Source organism: Streptomyces sp. bgisy159 (assembly GCF_057707805.1).
Genome location: NZ_JBYIQX010000050.1, coordinates 1 through 22417 on the forward strand (window position 1 = coordinate 1; position 22417 = coordinate 22417).

A 22417-nucleotide genomic window follows, 5' to 3' on the forward strand; every position below is an offset into this window, starting at 1 on the left:
CCCTTCCGACAGAGTTCCACGGCCCTTGCGACAGAGTGCCGCGGCGGGTCAGGGCTCAGGGGCCCCGTACGGCAGTGTCGTCCCCGGCAGCGCGTACTCGTCGCGCCGGCCGCACATGCCGTAGCCGCCGAGGCGGGTGGGTGTGGCCTCGTGGGCGGTGGCGTCGGCGAGGTACGCCGGTTCGCCGGCCGCCAGCGCGTCGAGCTGCGCGCCGGTGCGCTCGGCGGCGGCCAGGGCGCCCGCCCGCCACAGCGCCCGCCAGGTGGGCACCCGGTGGCGCACGAGGCGGGCCGCGGCGCGCTGGAAGCCGAGGAGCGGGCCGGTGTCGCCGTCCAGCAGGGCCTCGCGCAGCACGAGATGGCCCTCGACGGCGAGGTCCCTGCGCCGCCGGGCCGCCGCCTCGGTGCCGGGGCCGGTGCCCGGCGGCAGGGCCGCCTCGGCCGCGTACCACCGCGGGTCGGCGAGCACCTCGGGCGGGAAGGTGAACACGGCGTCCCCGGCCTCCGGCAGCCCGCTGTTCTGCATCAGGACGGTGATCCGCAGCCCGTCGCCCCGCACCATGCGGTGGACGGTGCCCGGAGTGAACCAGGCGACCGAGCCCGGCGCCAGCGGGATGTCGCGGTAGCCGTCCGGGCTCAGCGTCTGCACCGCGCCCCGCCCGCCTGTGACGACGTACGCCTCGGTGCACACCAGGTGCAGGTGCGGGCTGCCGCCGCAGACCCCGTCGGCGGCCTCCCACGGGTAGGCGGTCAGGTGGGACAGCCCGACCGCGCCGGGCAGCGGATGGGGCAGCCCGCTCACCACGCCAGACCCTTCAGGTGGGCGGCGATCCGCTCCTCGTCCCAGGCCCCGTCGGCGATCACCACCCGGTAGCGGTAGTCGAAGGACGCCCCGGGCGGCAGCCGGAACTCCTCGAAGAAGGCCCAGGAGAACGCGACGGTCGGGAAGGGCCGGGAGCGCACGAACCAGTGCGACGCGTGGACGGCGTGCGCCGGGTCGAGGTTCTCGGGGGCGTGCGCGAACACGACGGTGGAGCGGGCGTCGACGTCGTCGTGCTCGGCGGTGAAGGCGAGCCACGGGCTCTGGCTGCCCATCAGCTCCCCGGCGCCGGAGCCGGACCCCGGGGCGAGCACGTCGCCCCCGGTGAAGTCGCGCGGCCCGCGCCACTGCAGCCCCGTGTACCCGGCCATCTCGCGGCCCGCGGTGGTCGGGGAGCCGAAGACGAGCGGTTCGGAGCGCAGGTTGGTGAGCCGGATCGACCAGTCGAGGGCCCAGGAGCCGGCCTCCTCGTCGACGGAGTGCACGACGATGCCGCGCTCCTCGCGCGCCCACTCCCGGCCGCCGTGGGCGACCCACACCAGGTCCTCGGCGACGGTGAGCCGGTCGTCCTCGGCGGCGAGGACCGGGAACCCGTCGTGCCGCATCGACCCGACCCGCTCGGGCAGCCGCAGGTAGCCCCGCCCGTGGACGTAGGAGTTGCCGCCCCAGAAGTTCTGCCCGGACAGGTGGCTGGCGGTCATCTGCAGGCCCTTGTGCCAGCGGTGGTCGTTCGGCCGGTAGCCGGTGACCGTGTGCCCGGCGAGGGTGCGCAGCGGGTGGGCGTACGGCTTGCGGGACTCGAAGGGGTCGGGGTCGGGGCGGTAGACGTAGCGGAGGATCTCGGTTCCGGCCGCGGCGACGGCGAGGTGCTCGCCGTGCACGTGGGTGACGCGGATGCTCATGCGGCCCTGCCTTCCCCGACGGGTTCCCGGCCGGCCCCGGGTGCCCAGTCGGGGTGGCCGCCGTGCATGGCGCGGTGGAACGGGTCGCCCGGCCCGATCTCCCCCGCGCGGACCGGCTGCCCGGTGAACGCGGCCTTGTACAGGGCGGCGGCGAACTCCAGGGTGGCGCGGGCCTCGGGGCCGCTGCCGGGCGGTCGTACGCCGGCGTCGAGGGCGTCGAGGAGGGCGCCGAGCTGGGCGGCGTGCGAGCTGGGCACGCCGGGTCCGGGGCGGCGCCAGGCCGCGGCGCGTGCGGCGTCGACGTGCGGGGCGGGGGTGTAGACCCAGTCGTCGTCGGTGTGCCCGTACAGATGGGTCAGCTCGACGGTGGCGTCGGCGCAGTCGACGCGGATCCGGCTGACCTCGTCCGGGGAGAGCACGCTGTTGACGACGGTGGCGAGCGCGCCGCCGCGGAACCGGACGAGGGCGGTGGAGACGTCCTCGCTCTCGGTGTCGTGGACCAGCCGCGCGGCCATGGCGCGGATCTCCTCCCACTCGCCGAGCAGGTGCAGCATCAGGTCGTACTGGTGGATGCCGTGCCCCATGGTCGGCCCGCCGCCCTCGGAGGCCCACCGGCCGCGCCACGGTACGGCGTAGTAGCCGGCGTCCCGGTGCCAGGTGGTCTGGCAGTGCGCGACCCGCGGCGCGCCCAGCTCGCCGCTCGCGATCAGCTCGCGCGCGTGGACGGCGCCGGAGCCGTAGCGGTGCTGGAACACCACGGAGGCGTACGCCCCGGAGGACTCCTCGGCCGCCGCTATCTCGTCGTACTCGGCGAGCGACAGGCACAGCGGCTTCTCGCACAGCACCCAGGCCCCGGCCGCCAGCGCCGCGACGGTCTGCTCCCGGTGCAGGGCGGGCGGTGTGCCGATCAGTACGAGATCGGGGTGTACGGCGTCCAGCATGGCGTCCGTGGCGGTGAACCCGGCGACCCGCTGCCCCTGCTCGGCGGCGAGGGCCCGGAAGGCGTCCAGCCGGTCCTCGTCGACGTCGACGGCGGCGACCAGCTCGACCCGGTCGGCGTGCGCGGCGAGCGCGGGCAGATGGCTGCCGGCGACGATGGCGCCGGTGCCGATGACGGCGGCACGGCGACGGGCGGGGGGCAACGGCATGCGGCGCTCCTCGGGCGGTTCTGCGTCGGTCGGGGACAAAGCGTAGAAAGCGCTTGCCCGCCAGGGAGGACCCTAGGCGCCCGACGAGTGCCGGAACAAGCCCCGGCAGGCGGAATATGGGCGGGCGCCCGATCGGCGGACGGTAAGGGAACGGTAAAGCGGGCTCAGTCGTTCTCGGGTCATGACAGCTATGACCCCCGGCTCGAACATCCCTCTCTCCGCCGCGCGTGTGACGGTGGACGTCGCCGCGCCGGTGCGGCTCGACGTATCGGGCCTGCTGCTCACCGCCGACGGCAAGGTGCGCTCCGACGACGACTTCATCTTCTACAACCAGCCGACCGGCCCCGGCGTGACCTACCGCTCGGGCGGCGGCACGGCCCCCGACGCGATCACGGTCGACACGTCGGCCGTGCCCCCGGGCATCGAGAAGATCGTCGTCACGGCGAGCCCGGACGCGGCCGGCCAGACCTTCCAGGGCGTCGAGCCGACGGCGACGATCCGCGACGCCGCCGACAACAGCGTGCTGGCCACGTTCACGCCGCCGCAACTGGGCGCCGAGACCGCGCTGGTGGTCGTGGAGATCTATCTGCGGGGCGGCGTCTGGAAGGCACGCGCGGTCGGCCAGGGGTACGCCAACGGCCTGGCCGGCATCGCGACCGACTTCGGCGTGACGGTCGAGGAACCGGCCGCCCAGCCGGCCGCGCAGCCCGCGGCGCCCCCCGCCCCGCCGGCGGCCCAGGCGCCGGTGACCCCGCCCATGCCGCCCATGCCGCCCGCACCGCCCGCACCGGGAGCGGGGAAGATCAACCTGGACAAGGGCCGCGTCAGCCTCCAGAAGAACCAGACGGTGTCCCTGGTCAAGGGCGGCCGCCCGCTGCTCTCCCAGGTCCAGATGGGCCTCGGCTGGGAGCCGGCGTACCGCGGCAAGAGCATCGACCTGGACGCCTCGGTCATCGCGTACGGCCCGCAGCGCAACCACGTCGACAGCTGCTACTTCGGCAAGCTGAGCATCGTCGGCGGCGCCGTGCGCCACTCCGGCGACAACCTCACCGGCGAGGGCGGCGGCGACGACGAGGTCATCACCGTCGACCTCGGCCGCCTCCCCCAGGAGGTCACCGGCCTCGTCTTCACCGTCAACTCCTTCTCCGGCCAGAAGTTCACCGAGGTCGCCAAGGCCTACTGCCGCCTCCTCGACGCCACCACCGGCGAGGAACTGGTCCGCTTCGACCTCACCAACGCCGAGCCGCAGACCGGCGTCATGATGGCCAAGCTCATCCGCCAGTTCTCCGGCGAGTGGGAGATGACGGCGATGGGCGACTTCGTGAAGGCCCGCACGGTCCGCAACATGGTGAAGCCGGCGGCGGAGGCGCTGTAGTCCTCCCTACGGCAGGGGCGCCCTGGGCCGGGGCGCCCCTGCCGCACTCTCCCCCGGCACCACGAAATGCGATCAGTGCGCGCCGATCCCCGCCCCCCTCCAGGCGCGGGGCCATGTCTCGGGCGGGCGGCTCTCAGCCCCGCGCGGCGGTCGGCCCCAGCCCCTGCGTCACCAGGGTCAGATAGCGGCGGACGGCGCCGGGCTCCCCGTGGCCGAGCTCGCAGGCCGTGGTGACGGCGTGGGCGAGGCGCAGGAGTTCGACGGGTGTCAGGTCGGCACGTACGGTGCCCTCCCGGCGGGCCGCGTCGAGGAGCCGGGCCGCCGCGCCGGTGACGGCGGTGCCGCAGGGGGAGTCCACCGGTCCGCCGCCGTCGGTGACGGCGGAGCCGAGCAGGGACTTCAGGCCGCGCACCTGGACGCTGCCGGCGCACAGTTCGTACAGCCACTCCCGCAGCGCCTCCCCCGGCGGCAGCCGCCGCGCGAGGTCGTCGGCGCGGGCGGCGAGCGCCTCGACGCGGTCGGTGTAGGCGGCCTCCAGCAGCGCCTGCCGGGTCGGGAAATGCCGGTACAGGGTGCCGGAGCCGACGCCCGCCCGCTTGGCGATGTCGTCGAGCGACGCCCGCTCCCCGTATCGCGCGAACGCCTCCACGGCGGCCGTCAGCAGTCGCTCGTGGTTGCGGCGGGCGTCCGCGCGCATGGGTCTGGCCCGCGTCATCCGGTCCTCCCTCCGCCTGGCGCACGGCTCCCCGCCAGGGCCCTCCTGACGGAACTCCGCGGGAGAAGGGCCCCGCACGTCATGCGCACTGTATCCGGGCCGGATCACACCCGTCGGCGGGGCGCACGCCGACAGGCGCGCCAGGCTCCTCCCGACGGATCTCCGTGCCCGGCGCGCGCCGCCCGCCTGCCGGGGCCGCGCTCAGTTCTCCCACGAGATCCGGGTCCCGGCCCCGGTAAGGAGGTTCAGCCGCGCTTGTGCCGCTTCCACGGGCCGGTGATGGCGAGCATGATGCCGGGCGTCTGGATGCTGGCGTACAGGGTCCGGCCGTCGGGCGAGAAGGTGACGCCGGCGAACTCGCTGTACTCGGGCTCCTCCTCGGTGCCGATGTTCAGCTCGTTGCGGGCGATGGGGTAGGTGCGGCCGCTGTCGGTGGCGCCGAAGAGGTGCTGGACGCCGTCGCCGTCCTCGGCGATGACCAGGCCGCCGTACGGGGAGACGGTGATGTTGTCGGGGCCGTCGAAGGCGCCGTCGGCGGCGGGGTCGGGGTTCACCCCGAGCAGCACCTTGAGGGTGAGGGTGCGGCGCTTCGGGTCGTAGAACCAGACCTGGCCGTCGTGCTGGACCGGGCTCTCCGCGCGGGCGAAGGAGGAGACGATGTAGGCGCCGCCGTCGCCCCACCACATGCCCTCCAGCTTGCGGGCCCGGGTGACCTCGTCGCCGCCGAACTGCTCACGCACGGGGGTGTCGCGCGCGTCCCGGTCCGGCACGTCGACCCAGTCGACGCCGTAGACGGTGCCGATCCTCGTGGCGCGCGAGAGGTCGTCGACGAAGCGGCCGCCGGAGTCGTAGCAGCGGGGCGCCTGGAGGACACCGGCATCGTCGGCGAGCGCGCGGAACCGGCCGTGCCCGTACTCGAAGCCGTGGGGAGGGGTCCAGCGGTACAGCAGGCCGTTGGGGTTGGCGGCGTCCTCGGTGAGGTAGGCGTGGCCGCGCCCGGGGTCGACGACGACGGCCTCGTGGGCGTAGCGGCCGAAGAACTTCAGCGGCTTGGGGTCGCGGTTGGCGCGCCGGTCGCAGGGGTCGACCTCGAAGACGTAGCCGTGGTCCTTGGTCATGCCGTTGACGCCGGCCTTGTCGGAGTTCTCCTCGCAGGTCAGCCAGGTGCCCCAGGGGGTGCGCCCGCCCGCGCAGTTGGTGGAGGTGCCGGCGATGCCGACCCACTCGGCGACCTGCCCGTCGCGGCGCACCTCGACGACCGTGCAGCCGCCGGCGGCCGCGGGGTCGTAGACGAGGCCCTCGGTGAGCGGGACGGGGTGCTCCCACTTCGAGCGCGGGCCCTTCAGTTCGTGGTTGTTGACGAGCAGGGTGGCGCCGCGCGGGCCGTCGAAGGCGGCCGTGCCGTCGTGCTTCTGCGGGGTGAACTCACCCGACTCCAGCTTCGTCCGGCCGCTGTAGGTGATGACCCGGTACTTGAAGCCGGCGGGCAGGGCGAGGATCCCGTCCGGGTCGGGGACCAGCGGGCCGTAGCCGACGCCGCCATGACGGTCCTGGCCGCTCTCGACCTCCGTGGCCGCGAGCGCGTTCGGTGCCGTGGCGAGCGCCCCGACACTGCCGGCCAGCGCGACCCCGGCACCGGTGATCGCGGACGTCCTGGCGAAGTCCCTGCGGGTGAAAGACATGCTGTCTCCTGAGCGGTGAAGGTGCCGTGGGAGGTGGCGGATCTCAGTCGCCGCCACGCTCCCGGCCGGGCGTGAACCCCGCTTGAACACGGGGCGAAGCCCCGTGAGGTGCCCGGGGAACTGCGCGCTCGGCCCGCCCCGGCGCGCACCCGCCCCGGCCCCACGCTCCACCGGCGGAAACCAGGCCCGGCGGAGGCCCCCGTCAAGGCACCCCGTGCGCCGGAACCCGGCCAACGCTCGCTGAGGACCCGCCGCCCCTGTGGCCGGATCGGCCAACACCCCCGGACGGCCCCCGCTGCTGTGGCCGGATCGGCCAACACCCCGGACGGCCCCCGCTGCTGTGGCCGGAAGGGTTCTCCAGCGACAGCACCGGCCAGGACGGCACCCGGCCGGCACCGCCGTCACGCGCCCACCGGTACCCCCGCAAGCCAGGACACCCCACGCCACCCGCCGGGCCCACTCCCCACCCGGAAGCCGACCTCCGCGGGCGGCGAGGACACCGTCAAGCGCCCCGCTGCGAGCGCGCCTTGAACGCCGCCTTCCGTGCTGCCTTGGCCACCTTCTTGTCGGGGTGCAGCCGCCCCATCGCCTCCAGCACGTCCGCCGTCGCGGGATGCCCGACCCGCCAGGCCTCCGCGAAGAAGCCGTCGTGCTGGGCCGCCAGCCCCTCGACCAGTGCCTGCAGCTCCTCGGAGTTGCCCTCGGCCGCCAGCTGGGCGGCGACCGTGTCGATGGTCAGCCAGAACACCAGGTCCGGCGAGGGCGGCGGAACGTCCGCCGCGCCGTGCTCGGTGAGCCAGACCCGGGCGAGACCGCCCAGCTCGGCGTCGTCGAGGACCTCCCGGAGGGCCGGCTCGGCGGGGGCGCCGACCAGCGACAGCGCCTGCTGACAGCGCAGCCGCCGCAGCGGCGCACCCGAGTCGGAGCCGCGCGCGGCGGCGAGCAACTCGCGTGCGGCGGCCAGGGGTTCACGCCGGTCGAGCCACAGCTCGGTCTCCGCGCGGGCGGCCCGGGAGCCGTAGTGCGCGCTGCCGTCGAGCAGCGCGTCGGCACCCTTGTCGGCGAGTGCGCCCACGACGGGGGCGGTGAAGCCGGCCTCCATCAGCCGGGTGCGCAGGCCGTGCAGGCCGAGCGGGGTGAGGCGGACCATGCCGTAGCGGGAGACGTCGGTGTCGTCGACAGGGGCGGGCTCCGTGCCGGCGCCGGCCGTCGGAGCCTCACCGGCGCCAGAGGCCTCACCGGCGTCACCCGCCGCGCCGATGTCAGTGACCTCACCGGCGTCAGTGACCTCACCGGCGTCGGCCATCAGCGCCTCGTCGACCGGCTGGTACTCGACCAGGCCGATCGGCTCCAGCACCCGGAACTGGTCGTCGAGGCGCATCATCGCGTCGGAGACCTGCTCCAGGACGTCGTTGGTGGGCTCGCCCATGTCGCCGGGGACGATCATCGAGGCGGCGAGCGCGGGCAGCGGCACCGGGCCGTCGCCGGGGCCGTCCTCGCTGACGGTGAGGAGGTACAGGTTGGCGAGGACGCCGTCGAGGAATTCCGCCTCCGCCTCGGGGTCCCAGTCGAGCGCGGAGAGGTCGAGGCCGGCCGGGTTCTCGGCGTCCAGCGCGTCGACCAGGTCGTCGAGGTCGGGCACGCTCGCGTCGGCGAGCACGGTCTCCAGGGCGTTCTGCCAGACGGCGAGGACGTCGTGCGGGGAGCCGCCGGTCAGCAGGGCGAGGTCCTCGCCGGTGGTGACCGTGCCGGTCTCGTCGTCGGCCACCTCCACCAGTCCGGTGTCGACGGCGACCCGCCAGGCCTCGCTCGCGAGGGCGGCGGCGTCGTCACCGGTCAGGCCGAGCACCTCGGCGGCCGCGGGCAGTTGTTCGTCGACCAGGCCGCCGCCGGCGTCCACCCGGGTCTCCGGCCCGGCCCAGCGGGCCAGCCTCGCGGCCCGGGCGAGCAGGGGCGTGGACAGCGCGTCGCGCGCCAGCTCCGCTTCGGAGGTCAGCCGCACCGGCGGCAGGGGGGAGCTGTCTGACATCGGACGTTCTCCTAGGGCACCTCAAGAGCCGTACGCGTCACGGCTCAGCCGCTCAGCCTAGACGGATTTCCACCCATGCCGCCCGGTTCATCTCCTCGACGGCCGCCGTACATGGCCGAAACCTTGACAAGTGGCCGGGAGACGAAGGAGATTGACGCGCGTAGAAGTTGGGGGGACAACTGTTCACTCGGTTCTACGCGTGTCAAGTACACCTCAAGGCCGCCAGGCATGGCCGCGAGGTTCCGCCCCTCGTCCCGGCGCTCACACACGTCCCCGGAGGGATCCGTTGCCGAGCAAGTCCTCCGCGCGCCTCGCCGCGCTCACCGTCGCCGCCGTCTGTTCCGCGGCCTCCACCGTCGTCCTGACCACACCGGCGCACGCCGACTCGGTACGCATACACGACATCCAGGGCACCACCCGCACCTCCCCGTACGCGGGCCGGCAGGTCACCGACGTGACCGGCATCGTCACTGGTGTGCGCGGCTACGGCTCGTCCAAGGGATTCTGGATGCAGGACCCGGACCCGGACAGCGACCCGGCCACCAGCGAGGGCGTCTTCGTCTACACCGGCTCCGCCCCGAAGGTCGCGGTCGGTGACTCCGTGACGGTCACCGGCACGGTCTCCGAGTACGTCCCCGGCGGCACCTCGTCCGGCAACCAGGCGGTCACCGAACTCACCCGCGCCACGGTCACGGTCGTGTCCAGCGGCAACGAGGTCCCGGCCGCCACGGTCATCGACGCGGCATCCGTCCCGGACGCGTACGCCCCGCAGGGCGACCCGGCCGCCGACGGCTCGATCAACGCCCTGCCCCTGGACCCCACCACGTACGCCCTCGATCACTACGAGTCGCTGGAGGGCATGAACGTCCAGGTCACCGACACCCGCGTGGTCGGCGCCAGCAACAAGTACCACGAGCTGTGGGTCACGGTGAAGCCGCACGAGCACGCCTCCCGGCGCGGCGCCACCGTCTACGGCTCCTACGACTCGCAGAACACCGGCCGGCTCCAGATCGAGTCGCTGGGCCCGGTCTCCGCGTACCCGACCGTGGACGTCGGCGACACGCTCACCGGCACCACCACCGGCCCCCTGGACTACAACCAGTACGGCGGCTACACCCTGGTCGCCAACGAGATCGGCACGGTGGAGGCGGCCGGCCTCACCCGGGAGACGACCCGGCCGCAGGGCCGGCACGAGCTGGCGATCGCCACCTACAACGTCGAGAACCTCGACCCGGGCGACGACAGCTTCGGCGCGCACGCCGCGGCGATCGTGGACAACCTGAAGTCGCCCGACATCCTGTCCCTGGAGGAGATCCAGGACAACAACGGCGCCACGGACGACGGCACCGTCGCCGCCGACGTGACGGTGAACAAGCTGATCGACGCGATCGTCGAGGCGGGCGGACCGCGCTACGACTGGCGTTCCATCGACCCGGCCGACAAGACGGACGGCGGCCAGCCCGGCGGGAACATCCGCAACGTGTTCCTCTTCAACCCGCGGCGGGTCTCCTTCACCGACCGCGCGGGCGGCGACGCCACGACCGCCACCGGCGTCACCAAGGTGCGCGGCAAGGCGGCCCTGACGGTCTCCCCCGGTCGCCTCGACCCGCAGAACGCGGCCTGGGAGGACAGCCGCAAGCCGCTGGTAGGCGAGTTCGTCTTCCGCGGCAGAACGGTCTTCGTGATCAGCAACCACTTCGCCTCCAAGGGCGGCGACCAGTCCCTGACCGCCCAGTACCAGCCGCCCGCGCGCGGCTCGGAGATCCAGCGTCACGCGCAGGCGGTGGCCGTCAACTCCTTCGTGAAGGACATCCTCGCCAAGCAGCGGAACGCGGACGTCGTCGCCCTGGGCGACATGAACGACTTCGAGTTCTCCGGCACGGCGAAGATCCTGGAGTCCGACGGCGCCCTGTGGTCGGCGATCAAGTCGCTGCCCCGCAGCGAGCGTTACTCGTACGTCTACCAGGGCAACGCCCAGACCCTGGACCAGATCCTGGTCAGCCCGTCGATCCGGCGCCACTGCTTCGACTACGACAGCGTGCACATCAACGCCGAGTTCCACGACCAGATCAGCGACCACGACCCGCAGGTGCTGAGGTTCCGGCCGTAAACGGCAAGCAACCGGCCCACGGATCACCGGAGCCCGGCCCCGCGGCGAGCCGCCGGGGGGCCGGGCTCCGGGGTACGGTCGGCGGCGGCGCCTCCGAGGCAGCGCCGCCCCGCGCCACATCAGGGAGATCCTCGACCGGTTCGACGAGGGCGACACCGCCGGCGCTACCCGTCTCCAGCACCGGGCCATGGACCTCATCGAGTCGATGACGGCCGGCGGGCTCCCCGGCACGGTCACCGCCAAGGCCCTCCTCACCACCCTCGGCCTCCCCGCGGGCCCGGTCCGCCCGCCCCTGCGCCCGGCGGACGCGCGGACGGTCGACGACCTGGCCAGGGCGTACGACCACCTGACACAGCCGTCGTGACCCGTGACCCCCGCCCCGCGGCCCTGTGCTGCCATGTGCCCCGTCCGATCTCGTTGTGCCGGGTGCCGCGGCCGGGATGCGGCACCCGGGGGGAGGGGCCGATGATGGAGGAGTAGGCCGCGACGCGATCACCACCCCGGGGGCATGGAGATGTGACATGCCGGTTCACAAGGTCCACCCGGACATCAGCGTCCTGAACGACAGCCTTGAGGTGCCCGGGATCGGGCACCTCCCGGTGAACGCCTTCGTACTGCTCGCCTCTCAGCCCGTCGTCATCGACACCGGACTCGGGCTACCCGACAGGAACTTCCTGGAGGCGGTCGGTTCCGTGCTGGACCCCGCCGATGTGCGGTGGATCTGGCTGACGCACCCGGACCGTGATCACACAGGTGGGATATTCGATCTCCTGGCCGCGGCGCCCGAGGCTCGCGTCGTGACCACGTACCTTTCCGCCGGCCTCATGTCCTGTGAGAGGCCGCTGCCACTCGACCGCCTGTACTTGTTCAATCCGGGACAGACCCTGGATGTCGGCGACCGCACCCTCACGGGGTTCAGGCCGCCGCTGTTCGACAACCCGGCCACCGTCGGCCTCTTCGACGACCGGTCGGGGGTCTGCTTCAGCGCCGACTGCTTCGGTGCACCGCTGCCCAGTGCCGAACTGGCACACGCAGACGACGTCGGTGCGATCGGCCGGGAGGAGCTGCGGGCCGCGCAGCTCCTGTGGGCCACGGTCGACAGCCCCTGGGTGCACAACGTGGATGTCCAGAAGTTCCTCGACACCTTCCAGACGCTGCGGGACAGAGAGCCGGAACTCGTCCTGTCCACCCATCTGCCGCCGGCACCGGGAGTCACCGGGTCGATGATCGACACGTTGGGCTCGGCACCCCGGGAAACGGCGTTCGTGGGGCCTGACCAAGCCGCGCTGGAACAGATGCTGGCAGGGTTCGAGCCCGGTGGCGGGCAGCAGCCCGCGTCCGGCGGCCCGGGATGACCCCGGCCGTGCCCGGATCGACACGCGTGTGCGTCAGGGCGTCGTCGCGGACACCGGCACCGGCTCCGGCCCGCCCATGTCCAACCGGAACGGCGGGTACTGGTCGGTCATCAACGCGGCATAGACGGCGACCCGGGCGGCCCAGCGGACGAGACCGAGCAGGAAGTCGAAGAGGGGTTCCGGATAGCGGGCCCTGAACGCCAGGATGACGACCGCGACCAGCGAAAGATAGGGAATGAGACCGCTGTAGAGCCAGCTGTCGTCATTGCCCCAGCCACCGACGAGAATCCCGACGACGACGTACTGAGGGATCGCCAGCAGCCACCACTTCACCAGGACGAGACCGCGGGAGAGGCGCTCGGGATAGACGACGTCGAAGCGTGCCGGGTAGTCCGGCACGTCGCTGAGGGTGAATGGCGGGTACTGGTCCGTGCCGAGCGCCGTATGGGCGTAGTAGCTGACACGCCAGTTCCAGCGCAGCACGCCGACGTTGAATTCGAAGAGGGACCGCGGATACCGGCCGGTGATCAGGATCGCGAAGAACGCGACGACGGTCACCAGCATGAACGCGATCCACAGGAAGAACAACACGATGTAGTGCGGAATGGCGAGAAGCCATTTCACCAGCCACATCCATCGGGACAGACGAGGATCGAGAGACGCCTCGATACGCACGGCTGAGGCGGTGACGGGAATCATGGAGGCGCAGCTCCTTTCGAGCGTGCTGCTCGTCAGGCGCCCGGCAGAGGTGGTCGCCGACTTCGAACCCAGACTGGCACCCGGGGTGGAAGGACGCGACCCGTCACCGCCTTTCGTGTGAGGACCACCCGCGGGGCAAGCCTGGCTCCGGGTGCCGGCGTCCGCGCTTCGGCGGAGGCGTTTCTCCCCGCGCGGTCGAGACCGTCGCCCCCTGGCCGTCACGGTCGAAGCCGGTGACAGGGCATTCTGTGCAGGATCGGCACCATCGCCACGTGGAGGGCCGGCACCGGCGGTGCCCCGGTGCCGCGACGAGATCCCGGCGGTTCACGACCGGTCCTTCGGGGAAGGTCCGGCTGCGGCGGTGGTCCTGGCGATGTGGTCCAGATCGGCCGCAAGTGCCCGCAGCCACGCCTCGGCGTCGTAGTAGACCGGCGGTGCCGGGTCGTCGGGCGGCCGGCTGTCAGCGGTCTCGTCGGGTACCGGCGGGAGGGCTTTCGGCGGTGCCCGCCGTGCGTCCTCGAGGAGAGCGCCGGCCCTTTCGTAGTGCTGGACCAGCACGTCGCTGTCCCGGGCCAGTTTCGCCCGGCACGCAGGCGCGAGCGGCCGGCTCCCGGCCAGGTCCCCCGCATGCGGCAGGTGCCGGGACCCGCGCAAGGCGTGATGCCCCGCCATCAGCGCCGCATGCCAGTCCACCGACGGCGTGCCGGGCCGCTGAGGCTCGCTCTGGTACTGCGCGAAGGACGCTTCCGCCAGTGTCAGGGCGCCCGGCAGCGAGGGCCGGCCGGGCTGCCCCCGCACGGGAACCTCAGTGAGGACCGATGTGGTCGAGGCGATGGTCGCGCCGATGGCGCGAAGGAGGGCCGCAACGTCTCGGCGCAGTTCCTTCTGGGCACCTCGTGGCCAGGCGAGCAGGCCGAAGACCAGACCGATCGCGCTGCCGGCGAGGACGTCGAGGAAGCGGAACTCGGCCAGCTGCCATGTGACCGGGGCGAGCAGGGCGAAGACGGCGGACACGGCCAGGGTGAACAGACCCTGTGCCCATCCCACGCCGCGCGTCGGCCCGATCCAGAAGGCGGCCAACATGATCACCGGAAGTACCACGACGTAGGCCGTGGTACTTCCATGGGCGAAGACCAGCATGGCGGCGGCGGCCAGTGCGCCCAGCAGCGTACCGACGAGCGCCCGGGCCACCGCGGCACTCGTCTGTTCAGCAGTGGTGCGGATCAGGGTGAGAGCGGCCAGCATGGCCCAGAACCCGTGAGGCAGGGAGTCGAGTCCGGCCACGGTACGAGCGGCTGCCAGCGCGAGGCCGACGCGTACGGCGTTCTGGAAGTAGACCGAGCGCACGGTCAGGTGTGCCGACAGCCGCCGCGCCCACAGGCGGACAGTGCCCTCCCGCGCGTACCAGAAGCTGCCGTCTCGCGCCTCGGCGGGCCCCGGGCGCCGTCCCAGGGCGAGGTCGGCTGCGGTGGCGAGTGTCGCGCAGGCGTAGGCGGTCTCCAGGAGCATCGCCTGACGCTGCATGGCGAAGGCTGTACTCCCGGACGTCGCCTCCTTGATCGACACCGTGCGCAGCCGCCGATGGACGACCAGGACGTCCACCAGCCGTCCCGGGCCGGCCGGGCGTCCGGTACGCAGTGCGACCGACGTCCTCCGGGCCGACGCCGCGACCTCGTCGAGCAGCGCGAGGGACTGGGGGCGGGGTTCCCGCGCACCCGGCTCCGCCAACTCCTGAAGCCTGGCCAGCAGGAGACGGCCGGCCATACCGGTGTGAGCGAGCGCTCGCTCCTTCCGCCCCGGTCCGGCGGGACGCTCCGACTCCTGTACCCGCGAGGGGCGCAGCGCCTCACCGGCCGACCGCGCTGCTGTGCCCGCCCCGGTCGACAGCAGCCACGGCGGGTGCGTCAGTTCGCTTGCGAGGCGCGCCGCGGTCATGGCCGCGTCCGCCGACAGAGCGCGGTAGGAGGTGGTGGGCGGGTCGGGCAGCAGCAGGGTCTCGGCGAGCAAGAGCAGCAGAATGCCCAGTGTCGTCCCGCTCAGCCGCTCACCCAGTGTCTGCGGCGCGTACGGAGGGAAGCACGGCAGGATGTAGAGCAGGAGCAGGCCCGGAGCTGCCCCGGCCATTCGCGGACCGGCCACCGCCGCGTACGAGAGCAGGAAACCGATCACCAGCATCCCCGCCACCGCGGTCCAGGTGTGTACCGCGAGCAGGGTCCCGGCCGTAACCAGGAACCAGCCGACAGGAAGTACCCGGACGACGACGGCGGCGCGCTGGCGCCCGGTGCCGGGAATGCGGGAGAGACCTGCCATCGCCACCGCTGCGAACAGGCCGTATGTGGCGGTGACGGGCTCGTGCAGGCCGTAGAGGCCGATGTAGAAGGCGGCGACGGCTGACAGCGTCACCCGAACGGCTCGTCGGCCTGTGCTCGCCGAGGAACGTGTGCCGTGCCGCAGCGCGGCGGCGATCAGGCGCAGGCGCGGGACACCGGGCAGGCGTATGCGGGCGGCATCGCCGGTGTCACTCTCAGTCTCAGAACCCATGGTCGGCCCCTCCGCCCAGCCGCCCCCTCCAGGATCACATCCGCACCCCGCCCCCACATCCCCACACGGCTGCGGCGCCCTCGTGCCCCGCGGGCGCCCGCCGAGTCGGTCGCCGGGCCTGGCCGGGGGCAGCGTCCGTTCGCAGTCCGTCGGTGTCCCGGGTGTCGGGCCGTCGGCACGCGTCCCGACCCGACTGCGCGGCAGTGCGGGGCGGCGGTCTGCTGGATCTGTTCGACAGTCTGCCCCTGCACCCCCTCGCCGAGGACGACCTCGTCTCGCCGAGTCCCGGTCTCGGGCAGGTCCCTGTGCGCACCACGTGCGCCCTCCCAGGCGGTCGTCCGGCCGCGGGAGGGCGCTCGATGGTGGCCGACGTCGACAACCGCCGACAGCTCGTCAGGGAGTCGGAAGAGTCGTCGGCCGGCCGCGGAATCGAGGCGGCGAGTGATCAGTTGTGGCTGTGCAGGATCTCGTTCAGGCCGCCCCACACCGCGTTGTTCGGGCGGGCCTCCACTGTGCCGGTGACCGAGTTGCGGCGGAAGAGGATGTTGGAGGCGCCGGAGAGTTCGCGGGCCTTGACGATCTGGCCGTCGGGCATGGTCACCCGGGTGCCCGCGGTGACGTACAGGCCGGCCTCGACCACGCACTCGTCGCCGAGCGCGATGCCGACGCCCGCCTCGGCGCCGACCAGGCAGCGCTCGCCGACGGAGATGATGACGTTGCCGCCGCCGGACAGCGTGCCCATCGTGGACGCGCCGCCGCCGATGTCGGAGCCGTCGCCGATCACGACGCCCGCCGAGATGCGGCCCTCGACCATCGACGTGCCGAGCGTGCCCGCGTTGAAGTTGACGAAGCCCTCGTGCATCACGGTGGTGCCCTCGGCGAGGTGCGCGCCGAGGCGGACCCGGTCCGCGTCAGCGATCCGGACGCCCTTCGGGGCGACGTAGTCCGTCATGCGGGGGAACTTGTCGATGGACGTCACCTGGAGGTGCAGGCCCTCCGCGCGGGCGTTGAGGCGGACCTTCTCGATGTCGTCGACGGCGACCGGGCCGAGCGAGGTCCAGGCGACGTTGGCGAGGAAGCCGAACATGCCGTCCAGGCTCTGGCCGTGCGGCTTGACCAGGCGGTGCGAGAGCAGGTGCAGCCGGAGGTAGACGTCGTGCGCGTCGATCGGCTTCTCGTCGAGCGAGGCGATGACCGTGCGGACCGCGACCACTTCGACGCCCCGGCGGGCGTCCGGTCCGGTCGCCGCGGTGGCGCCGCCGCCCAGCAGCTCGGCCGCCCGCTCGGCGGACAGCCGCTCGGTGCCGGACGGGCCGGGCTCCGCGACCAGCTCGGGGGCGGGGAACCAGGTGTCGAGGACGGTGCCGTCGGCGGCGATCGTGGCGAGGCCGGCGGCCACCGCCCCGGTGGTACGAGGTGCAGTCGTGTCGGTCATGAGGGCAACCTAACCGGCGGGGGGCCGTGGACGCGAACCAGCCGGGGCGCGTCTCAGGTGGCGGGCGGGCCAGGGGGTTCGCCCCTCGTCACCTCCGGTGATCCCGGCCCCGGAACGGTACACGGCCGGCCCGCCGACCGGCACGGCCGACGCCGTGCGTCGCACGCTGAGCACTGGCCCGCTCCCCCTCCGACCGGGCGGAGGCCTGGGTGCTGGGCGACGGCGGTACGACGGCCACGGCCCTGCGGAGTCGACCGAGGCCGAGCGGGTGCACGCGCCGGCCGGGACGCGGCTGCAGGAGCTGCGGCTGCGCGACGACCGGGGCGAGTGGCGCGACCCGGCCGCCGCCGGCACGCCGTGCACCGTCCTGTGCTGCTTCCCCGGCGCCTGCGCGCGCGCCGACGCCTACCCGCCCGGCTGGGGAGACATCCCCGGAGCACCAGGCTGCACCCTGGAGTCGCGCACCTACCGCGAGCGGCTGGCCGAGTTCACGGCGGCGGGCGCGACGGTGTACGGCGTGTCCACCCGACGCCCGGACGAGCAGCGGGCGTTCGCCGAACACGAGGGGCTGGGTTTCCCGCTGCGTTCCGACGCGGAGCTGTCCCTGATCGCCGCGCTGCGCCCGCCGACGTTCCGCGCGGCGGGCACGAGCCGGCTGAAGCGGCTCCGACGCTGGTCGTGGCCCGGGAGCGGGTGGACGGGAGGGGGTGGTCCGGGAGGTGCGGTACCCGGTGTCGGACGTCGCGGGGAGCGTCGAGGCCGCGCCGGCGCACGTCAGGCGTCTCGGGGCGGTGCGGCGACGACCCGCGCCAGCGCCTCCCGCGCGTACTCCTCGTCGTACGGCTCGTCCGTCAGCAGCACCTGCAGGCAGATGCCGTCCACCAGGGCCACCAGGGCCCGGGCCGTGACGGCGTCGGTGCGGCGGGCCAGTCGGCCGGCGAACGCCCCGGCCCACTCGGCGGCGACCGGGCGCAGGGCAGGCCGGCGCAGCGCGGCGAGGTAGAGCTCGTACTCCAGCTCGACACCCGTGCGTTCGCCGCCGAGCCACTCCCCCAGCAGCGCGGCGAGTTCGCGGGCCAGGTCGCTGCCTGTGTCGTCGAGCCGGTCATGTGCCGCGAGTGCCTTGTCGAAGCCCTCGCCGGCCTGCCGCAGCGCGGCGACCATCAGGTCGTCGAGGGTCTCGAAGTGGTACGTCGTCGATCCGAGGGGGACGTCCGCCTCGGCGGCGACGCTGCGGTGGCTCAGACCGGCGAGCCCCTTGCGCCCCACCACCCGGATCGCCGCGTCGATGATCCGCTGCCGCCGCTCGGGGTCGTGGCGCCGGGGCATCAGTGGGCACCCCCGAGGTTCAGCACCACCACGCCCGCGATGATCAGCGTGATCCCGGCGACCCTGGCGGTGCCCAGCCCCTCGCCGAAGAGCGCGAGGCCGAGGACGGCGATGGTGGCGGTGCCGACGCCGGACCAGATGGCGTAGGCGGTGCCGATGGAAAGGGATTTCAGGGTCTGCGCGAGCAGCAGGAAGGAGACCAGGTAGCCGACCGCGGTCAGGGCGGAGGGCCACAGTCGGCTGAAGCCGTCGCTGTACTTCATCGCGGTGGTGGCGGCCACCTCGGCGGCGATGGCGCCGGCGAGCGTCAGGTAACCCATGTGTACGAGCGTACATAACGGCGCTCGGGTCTGTCATGAGTGCGGCCGCGGCGCGATGAGAAAGCGTTATCGAAAGCCCTCCCGAAAGGGCTGCTGGCACGTCACTGGTTCCTCTACTGTTTCAGCGTTCACATACCGGGCCCCCCACAGCCGCGGCGCCCTCACGCGCGCCGCTGGAGGAACAGCCGCATGCCTGAGAACGAACCCCGGCCCCCGCAGGACAGACCTTGGGAGAACGGCTGGACACCGGACAGCTCAAGGGCGCCCGGAACCCGCCGTCTGTGGCTGGCCGGAGCCCTCGCCGTGGCCACCGTGGTGGCCTGCGTGACGGCGATAGCCCTGAACGACAGGCCCGCTGACGAGACGTCGGCCCGCGCCACGCCGGGCCCGTCCGCGGCAGACACCCGTGACGGGCCGGGTCTGATCTCCTTCGCCAGTCCCTCAGCGACGGCCGAGGCCTCGGGGAGCCGGCCCCCCACCTCCGCCACACCGACGGCCTCGGCCTCGTCGGCACGTCCCACCGCGCACAGCGGCGGCTCCCCCGCCGCCTCCCCCACGACCGCCTCGGCCTCGGCGTCCCCGGCGGCCGAGCCCACCCCGGACCGGCCGGCCGACCCCGAGTCCTACCGCCGCTCGGTACGTTCGGTGAACTACCCCGACCGGTACTGGCATGTGAGCGGCGGTCCGGTGAAGCTGGAGCGGCCGGGCGGCTCGGAGTTCCGCGCGGACGCCTCCTTCACGGTGGTGCCCGGACTGACCGACGCGTCCTGCTACTCCTTCGCCACCTCCGACGGCCGCTATCTGCGCCACCGCCAGTTCGTGCTGCGCGCCGACCGCCACGACGGGTCCGCCCTGTTCGCGCAGGACGCCACGTTCTGCTCCCGCCCCTCACCGCACTCCGGTGCCGTGATGCTGGAGTCCGCGAACTACCCGGGCCGCTTCCTTCGCCACCAGTCGTTCCAGATCCGCCTGGACCCCTACCAGCACAGCGACCTCTACCTGGCGGACTCGGCGTTCCGGTTCGTGACGGCGCTGAGCTGAGACGTCGTGCGGCAACGAGCGAGGGCGACACCCCTGACGGGGTGTCGCCCTCGCTCGTGCGGTGGGTGTGCTCAGACGTTGAACCCGAGCGCCCGCAGCTGCTCACGGCCGTCGTCGGTGATCTTGTCGGGGCCCCACGGGGGCATCCAGACCCAGTTGATGCGCAGTTCACTGACCAGGCCGTCCGTGGCGGACTTGGCCTGGTCCTCGATGACGTCGGTCAGCGGACAGGCCGCCGAGGTCAGGGTCATGTCGACGGTCGCGATGTTGGACTCGTCGACGTGGATGCCGTAGATCAGGCCGAGGTTGACGACGTCGATGCCCAGCTCCGGGTCGACGACGTCCATCAGGGCCTCGCGAAGCTCCTCCTCCGAGGCCGGCTTCATCTCCACGGTGTCGCTCATGCCGTCTTCCTTTCGGCGTCGGCTCCGCCCAGCGCCTGAGCCGTCGCGTCCTTCCACGCCATCCAGCTGAGGAGGGCGCACTTGACCCGGGCCGGGTACTTGGACACCCCGGCGAACGCGACCGCGTCCTCCAGGACGTCCTCCATGGCGTCGTCGGGTTCGATCTTCCCCTTGGACTGCATCAGCTCCAGGAAGGTCTCCTGGATCTTCCGCGCCTCCGCCACGTCCTTGCCGACCAGCAGTTCGTTCAGCACGGAGGCCGACGCCTGGCTGATGGAGCAGCCCTGGCCCTCGTACGAGACGTCCTCGATGGTCGTGCCGTCGTACTTCACCCGGAGCGTGATCTCGTCGCCGCAGGTCGGGTTGACGTGGTGCACCTCGGCGTCGCCATCCCTGAGACCACGCCCGTGCGGGTTCTTGTAGTGGTCCAGGATGACTTCCTGGTACATGGAGTCCAGTTTCACCTTCTGCACGCCTCTCAGCCGAAGAAGTTCCGTACGTGCTCCAGGCCGTCGACCAGTGCGTCGATCTCGGCCGGTGTGGAGTACAGATAGAACGACGCTCGCGTGGTCGCGGGAATTCCGTACCGGAGGCACACGGGCCGCGCGCAGTGGTGGCCGACGCGCACGGCGATGCCCTGCTCGTCGAGGACCTGGCCCACGTCGTGCGGGTGGATGTCACCCAGGGTGAATGAGATCGCCGCTCCGCGGTCCTCGGCCGTGGTCGGGCCGATGATCCGCAGGTCGGGAACGTCCGCGAGCCGGCGCACGGCGTACTCGGTGAGCGCGTGCTCGTGGGCGAGGATCCTGTCCATGCCGATCGAGTCGAGGTAGTCGATCGCCGCCCCGAGGCCGACCGCCTGAGCGATCGGCGGGGTGCCCGCCTCGAACTTGTGGGGTGCCGGGGCGTACGTCGAGGAGTGCATGGACACCGTCTCGATCATCTCGCCGCCGCCCAGGAACGGAGGCAGGTCCTCCAGCAGCTCCTGGCGGCCCCACAGCACGCCGATACCCGTCGGGCCGCACATCTTGTGGCCGGTGAAGGCCACGAAGTCGGCCTGCAGGGCCTGGACGTCCAGCGGCATGTGCGGAGCGGCCTGGGAGGCGTCGATGCAGACCAGCGCGCCGACTTCCTGGGCGCGCCGCACTATCGCCTCGACCGGGTTGACGGTGCCCAGGATGTTGGAGACCAGCACGAAGGAGACGATCTTCGTCTTCTCCGTGATGACCTGGTCGATGTTCGACAGGTCGAGGCGGCCGTCGTCCGTGAGGCCGAACCACTTCAGCTTCGCGCCCGTGCGCTGCGCCAGCAGCTGCCAGGGCACGATGTTGGAGTGGTGCTCCATCTCGGTGATGACGATCTCGGTGTCCGAGTCCACGCGGTAGGGCTCGTCGGCCCAGCCCAGCATGTTCGCCACCAGGTTGAGCGACTCGGAGGCGTTCTTGGTGAAGATCACCTCGTCGCGGCTCGGCGCGTTGATGAACTCCGCGACCTTGTCGCGCGCGCCCTCGTACAGCGCCGTGGCCTCCTCGGCGAGGACGTGCACGCCACGGTGGACGTTGGCGTTGTGCTGCTCGTAGTACTCCGCGAGTACGTCCAGCACCTGGCGCGGCGTCTGCGAGGTCGCCGCGTTGTCCAGGTACACGAGCTTCTTCCCGTCGTGGAGCACTCGGTCCAGGATGGGGAAGTCCTTGCGGAGGGCCTCGGCGTCGAGGAGGCCCGGGAGCCCATGGCGGTCAGGGGTCACGCGGATACGCCGCCCTTCACGTACTTGTCGTAGCCCTCGGCCTCCAGCTGGTCGGCGAGTTCGGCACCGCCGGACTCGACGATGCGGCCGCCGGCGAAGACGTGGACGTAGTCGGGCTTGATGTAGCGCAGGATGCGCGTGTAGTGCGTGATCAGCAGGGTGCCGACCTCGCCGGTCTCGCGGACGCGGTTGACGCCCTCGGAGACGATGCGCAGGGCGTCGACGTCCAGGCCGGAGTCGGTCTCGTCGAGGATCGCGACCTTCGGCCTGAGCAGCTCCAGCTGGAGGATCTCGTGGCGCTTCTTCTCGCCGCCGGAGAAGCCCTCGTTGACGTTGCGCTCGGCGAAGGCGGGGTCCATGTTGAGGCGCTGCATGGCCTCCTTGACCTCCTTCACCCAGGTGCGCAGCTTGGGGGCCTCGCCGCGGACGGCGGTGGCGGAGGTGCGCAGGAAGTTGGAGACCGAGACGCCGGGGACCTCGACCGGGTACTGCATCGCCAGGAACAGGCCGGCGCGGGCGCGCTCGTCGACGGACATCTCCAGGACGTCCTCGCCGTCGAGGGTGACGGTGCCGTCGGTGATCGTGTACTTGGGGTGACCCGCGAGGGAGTAGGCGAGGGTCGACTTGCCGGAGCCGTTGGGGCCCATGATGGCGTGCGTCTCGCCCTGCTTCACGGTGAGGTCGACGCCCTTGAGGATCTCCTTCGTGGCGTTGTCGGCCTCGACGGTGACGTGCAGGTCTCGGATTTCAAGCGTTGCCATGGGTG

General features: G+C 72.4%; 19 protein-coding genes and 2 pseudogenes. 6 read left to right on the forward strand and 15 right to left on the reverse strand.

Features of this window, described 5'->3' with window-relative positions:
- Positions 1-48: 48 nt before the first annotated feature.
- The 3 genes from AC3ET3_RS31415 to AC3ET3_RS31425 are packed head-to-tail and all read right to left on the reverse strand — an operon-like array spanning position 49 to position 2869.
- On the reverse strand, positions 49-804 hold the full coding sequence (locus AC3ET3_RS31415; RefSeq protein WP_432139337.1) for a cupin domain-containing protein: 756 nt from the start codon (positions 802-804) through the stop codon (positions 49-51).
- Positions 798-1721, reverse strand: a complete 924-nt coding sequence (locus tag AC3ET3_RS31420; protein WP_432139336.1) for a DUF6807 domain-containing protein — start codon at positions 1719-1721, stop codon at positions 798-800. Before AC3ET3_RS31420 ends, AC3ET3_RS31415 begins: the two co-directional genes overlap by 7 nt.
- The gene (locus tag AC3ET3_RS31425; RefSeq protein ID WP_435613335.1) at positions 1718-2869 is read right to left on the reverse strand and encodes a Gfo/Idh/MocA family protein; all 1152 of its coding nucleotides are present in this window, start codon (positions 2867-2869) and stop codon (positions 1718-1720) included. Before AC3ET3_RS31425 ends, AC3ET3_RS31420 begins: the two co-directional genes overlap by 4 nt.
- Before the next feature lie 190 nt (positions 2870-3059).
- On the opposite strand from AC3ET3_RS31425, the gene AC3ET3_RS31430 reads away from it, so the two are divergent.
- Positions 3060-4244: a TerD family protein gene (locus AC3ET3_RS31430; protein WP_432139352.1), complete on the forward strand. Its 1185-nt coding sequence runs from the start codon at positions 3060-3062 to the stop codon at positions 4242-4244.
- Between the two features lie 133 nt (positions 4245-4377).
- Here the strand turns inward: AC3ET3_RS31430 and AC3ET3_RS31435 are convergent, their stop codons facing one another.
- The 3 genes from AC3ET3_RS31435 to AC3ET3_RS31445 form a co-directional block, all read right to left on the reverse strand.
- Positions 4378-4959 carry a TetR/AcrR family transcriptional regulator gene (locus AC3ET3_RS31435; RefSeq protein WP_432158854.1) on the reverse strand — a complete coding sequence of 194 codons (582 nt, stop codon included), beginning with the start codon at positions 4957-4959 and terminating at the stop codon, positions 4378-4380.
- Positions 4960-5204: 245 nt separating this feature from the next.
- Positions 5205-6641 carry an alkaline phosphatase PhoX gene (locus AC3ET3_RS31440; protein WP_432139333.1) on the reverse strand — a complete coding sequence of 479 codons (1437 nt, stop codon included), beginning with the start codon at positions 6639-6641 and terminating at the stop codon, positions 5205-5207.
- Positions 6642-7143: 502 nt separating this feature from the next.
- The gene (locus AC3ET3_RS31445; RefSeq protein ID WP_435613336.1) at positions 7144-8670 is read right to left on the reverse strand and encodes a hypothetical protein; all 1527 of its coding nucleotides are present in this window, start codon (positions 8668-8670) and stop codon (positions 7144-7146) included.
- A gap of 286 nt (positions 8671-8956) precedes the next feature.
- Here AC3ET3_RS31445 and AC3ET3_RS31450 point away from each other — a divergent pair, with 286 nt between their 5' ends.
- The 3 genes and pseudogenes from AC3ET3_RS31450 (at position 8957) to AC3ET3_RS31460 (ending at position 12135) form a co-directional block, all read left to right on the forward strand.
- Positions 8957-10780, forward strand: coding sequence for an endonuclease/exonuclease/phosphatase family protein (locus AC3ET3_RS31450; protein ID WP_432139331.1), 1824 nt, complete (start codon positions 8957-8959; stop codon positions 10778-10780).
- Positions 10781-10880: 100 nt separating this feature from the next.
- Positions 10881-11144 (forward strand): annotated as a pseudogene (locus AC3ET3_RS31455) (dihydrodipicolinate synthase family protein); the annotation flags it as partial.
- 157 nt (positions 11145-11301) lie between these two features.
- Positions 11302-12135: an MBL fold metallo-hydrolase gene (locus tag AC3ET3_RS31460; RefSeq protein WP_435613337.1), complete on the forward strand. Its 834-nt coding sequence runs from the start codon at positions 11302-11304 to the stop codon at positions 12133-12135.
- 33 nt (positions 12136-12168) lie between these two features.
- On the opposite strand, the gene AC3ET3_RS31465 is transcribed toward AC3ET3_RS31460, so the two are convergent.
- The 3 genes from AC3ET3_RS31465 to dapD all read right to left on the reverse strand — a co-directional run bounded on the left by AC3ET3_RS31465 (position 12169) and on the right by dapD (position 16810).
- A complete protein-coding gene (locus AC3ET3_RS31465) occupies positions 12169-12834 on the reverse strand; it encodes a DUF4389 domain-containing protein (protein ID WP_435613338.1) in 666 nt (221 codons plus the stop codon).
- A gap of 324 nt (positions 12835-13158) precedes the next feature.
- Positions 13159-15375 carry an FUSC family protein gene (locus tag AC3ET3_RS31470; protein WP_435613339.1) on the reverse strand — a complete coding sequence of 739 codons (2217 nt, stop codon included), beginning with the start codon at positions 15373-15375 and terminating at the stop codon, positions 13159-13161.
- A gap of 445 nt (positions 15376-15820) precedes the next feature.
- Positions 15821-16810, reverse strand: coding sequence for a 2,3,4,5-tetrahydropyridine-2,6-dicarboxylate N-succinyltransferase (dapD, locus tag AC3ET3_RS31475; protein WP_432139327.1), 990 nt, complete (start codon positions 16808-16810; stop codon positions 15821-15823).
- Positions 16811-17001: 191 nt separating this feature from the next.
- Between dapD and AC3ET3_RS31480 the strand changes: the two are divergent.
- Positions 17002-17592 (forward strand): annotated as a pseudogene (locus AC3ET3_RS31480) (redoxin domain-containing protein); the annotation flags it as partial.
- Here AC3ET3_RS31480 and AC3ET3_RS31485 read toward each other — a convergent pair.
- Complete coding sequence (locus AC3ET3_RS31485) at positions 17585-18139, reverse strand: TetR/AcrR family transcriptional regulator (RefSeq protein WP_432139326.1); 555 nt, start codon at positions 18137-18139, stop codon at positions 17585-17587. The pseudogene AC3ET3_RS31480 and the gene AC3ET3_RS31485 overlap by 8 nt on opposite strands.
- Positions 18139-18459, reverse strand: a complete 321-nt coding sequence (locus AC3ET3_RS31490) for a DMT family transporter (RefSeq protein WP_432139325.1) — start codon at positions 18457-18459, stop codon at positions 18139-18141. The genes AC3ET3_RS31485 and AC3ET3_RS31490 overlap by 1 nt, the downstream gene beginning before the upstream one ends.
- A 189-nt stretch (positions 18460-18648) precedes the next feature.
- Here AC3ET3_RS31490 and AC3ET3_RS31495 point away from each other — a divergent pair, with 189 nt between their 5' ends.
- On the forward strand, positions 18649-19500 hold the full coding sequence (locus AC3ET3_RS31495) for an AbfB domain-containing protein (protein ID WP_432139324.1): 852 nt from the start codon (positions 18649-18651) through the stop codon (positions 19498-19500).
- Positions 19501-19571: 71 nt separating this feature from the next.
- On the opposite strand, the gene AC3ET3_RS31500 is transcribed toward AC3ET3_RS31495, so the two are convergent.
- The 4 genes from AC3ET3_RS31500 to sufC are packed head-to-tail and all read right to left on the reverse strand — an operon-like array spanning position 19572 to position 22412.
- Entirely contained in the window at positions 19572-19904 is a 333-nt protein-coding gene (locus AC3ET3_RS31500; RefSeq protein ID WP_151783435.1) for a metal-sulfur cluster assembly factor, read from the reverse strand.
- On the reverse strand, positions 19901-20368 hold the full coding sequence (gene sufU / locus AC3ET3_RS31505) for a Fe-S cluster assembly sulfur transfer protein SufU (RefSeq protein WP_432139351.1): 468 nt from the start codon (positions 20366-20368) through the stop codon (positions 19901-19903). The genes AC3ET3_RS31500 and sufU overlap by 4 nt, the downstream gene beginning before the upstream one ends.
- 14 nt (positions 20369-20382) lie before the next feature.
- The gene (locus AC3ET3_RS31510; RefSeq protein ID WP_432139323.1) at positions 20383-21651 is read right to left on the reverse strand and encodes a cysteine desulfurase; all 1269 of its coding nucleotides are present in this window, start codon (positions 21649-21651) and stop codon (positions 20383-20385) included.
- Positions 21648-22412 carry a Fe-S cluster assembly ATPase SufC gene (sufC, locus tag AC3ET3_RS31515; protein ID WP_432139322.1) on the reverse strand — a complete coding sequence of 255 codons (765 nt, stop codon included), beginning with the start codon at positions 22410-22412 and terminating at the stop codon, positions 21648-21650. The genes AC3ET3_RS31510 and sufC overlap by 4 nt, the downstream gene beginning before the upstream one ends.
- Positions 22413-22417: the final 5 nt, after the last annotated feature.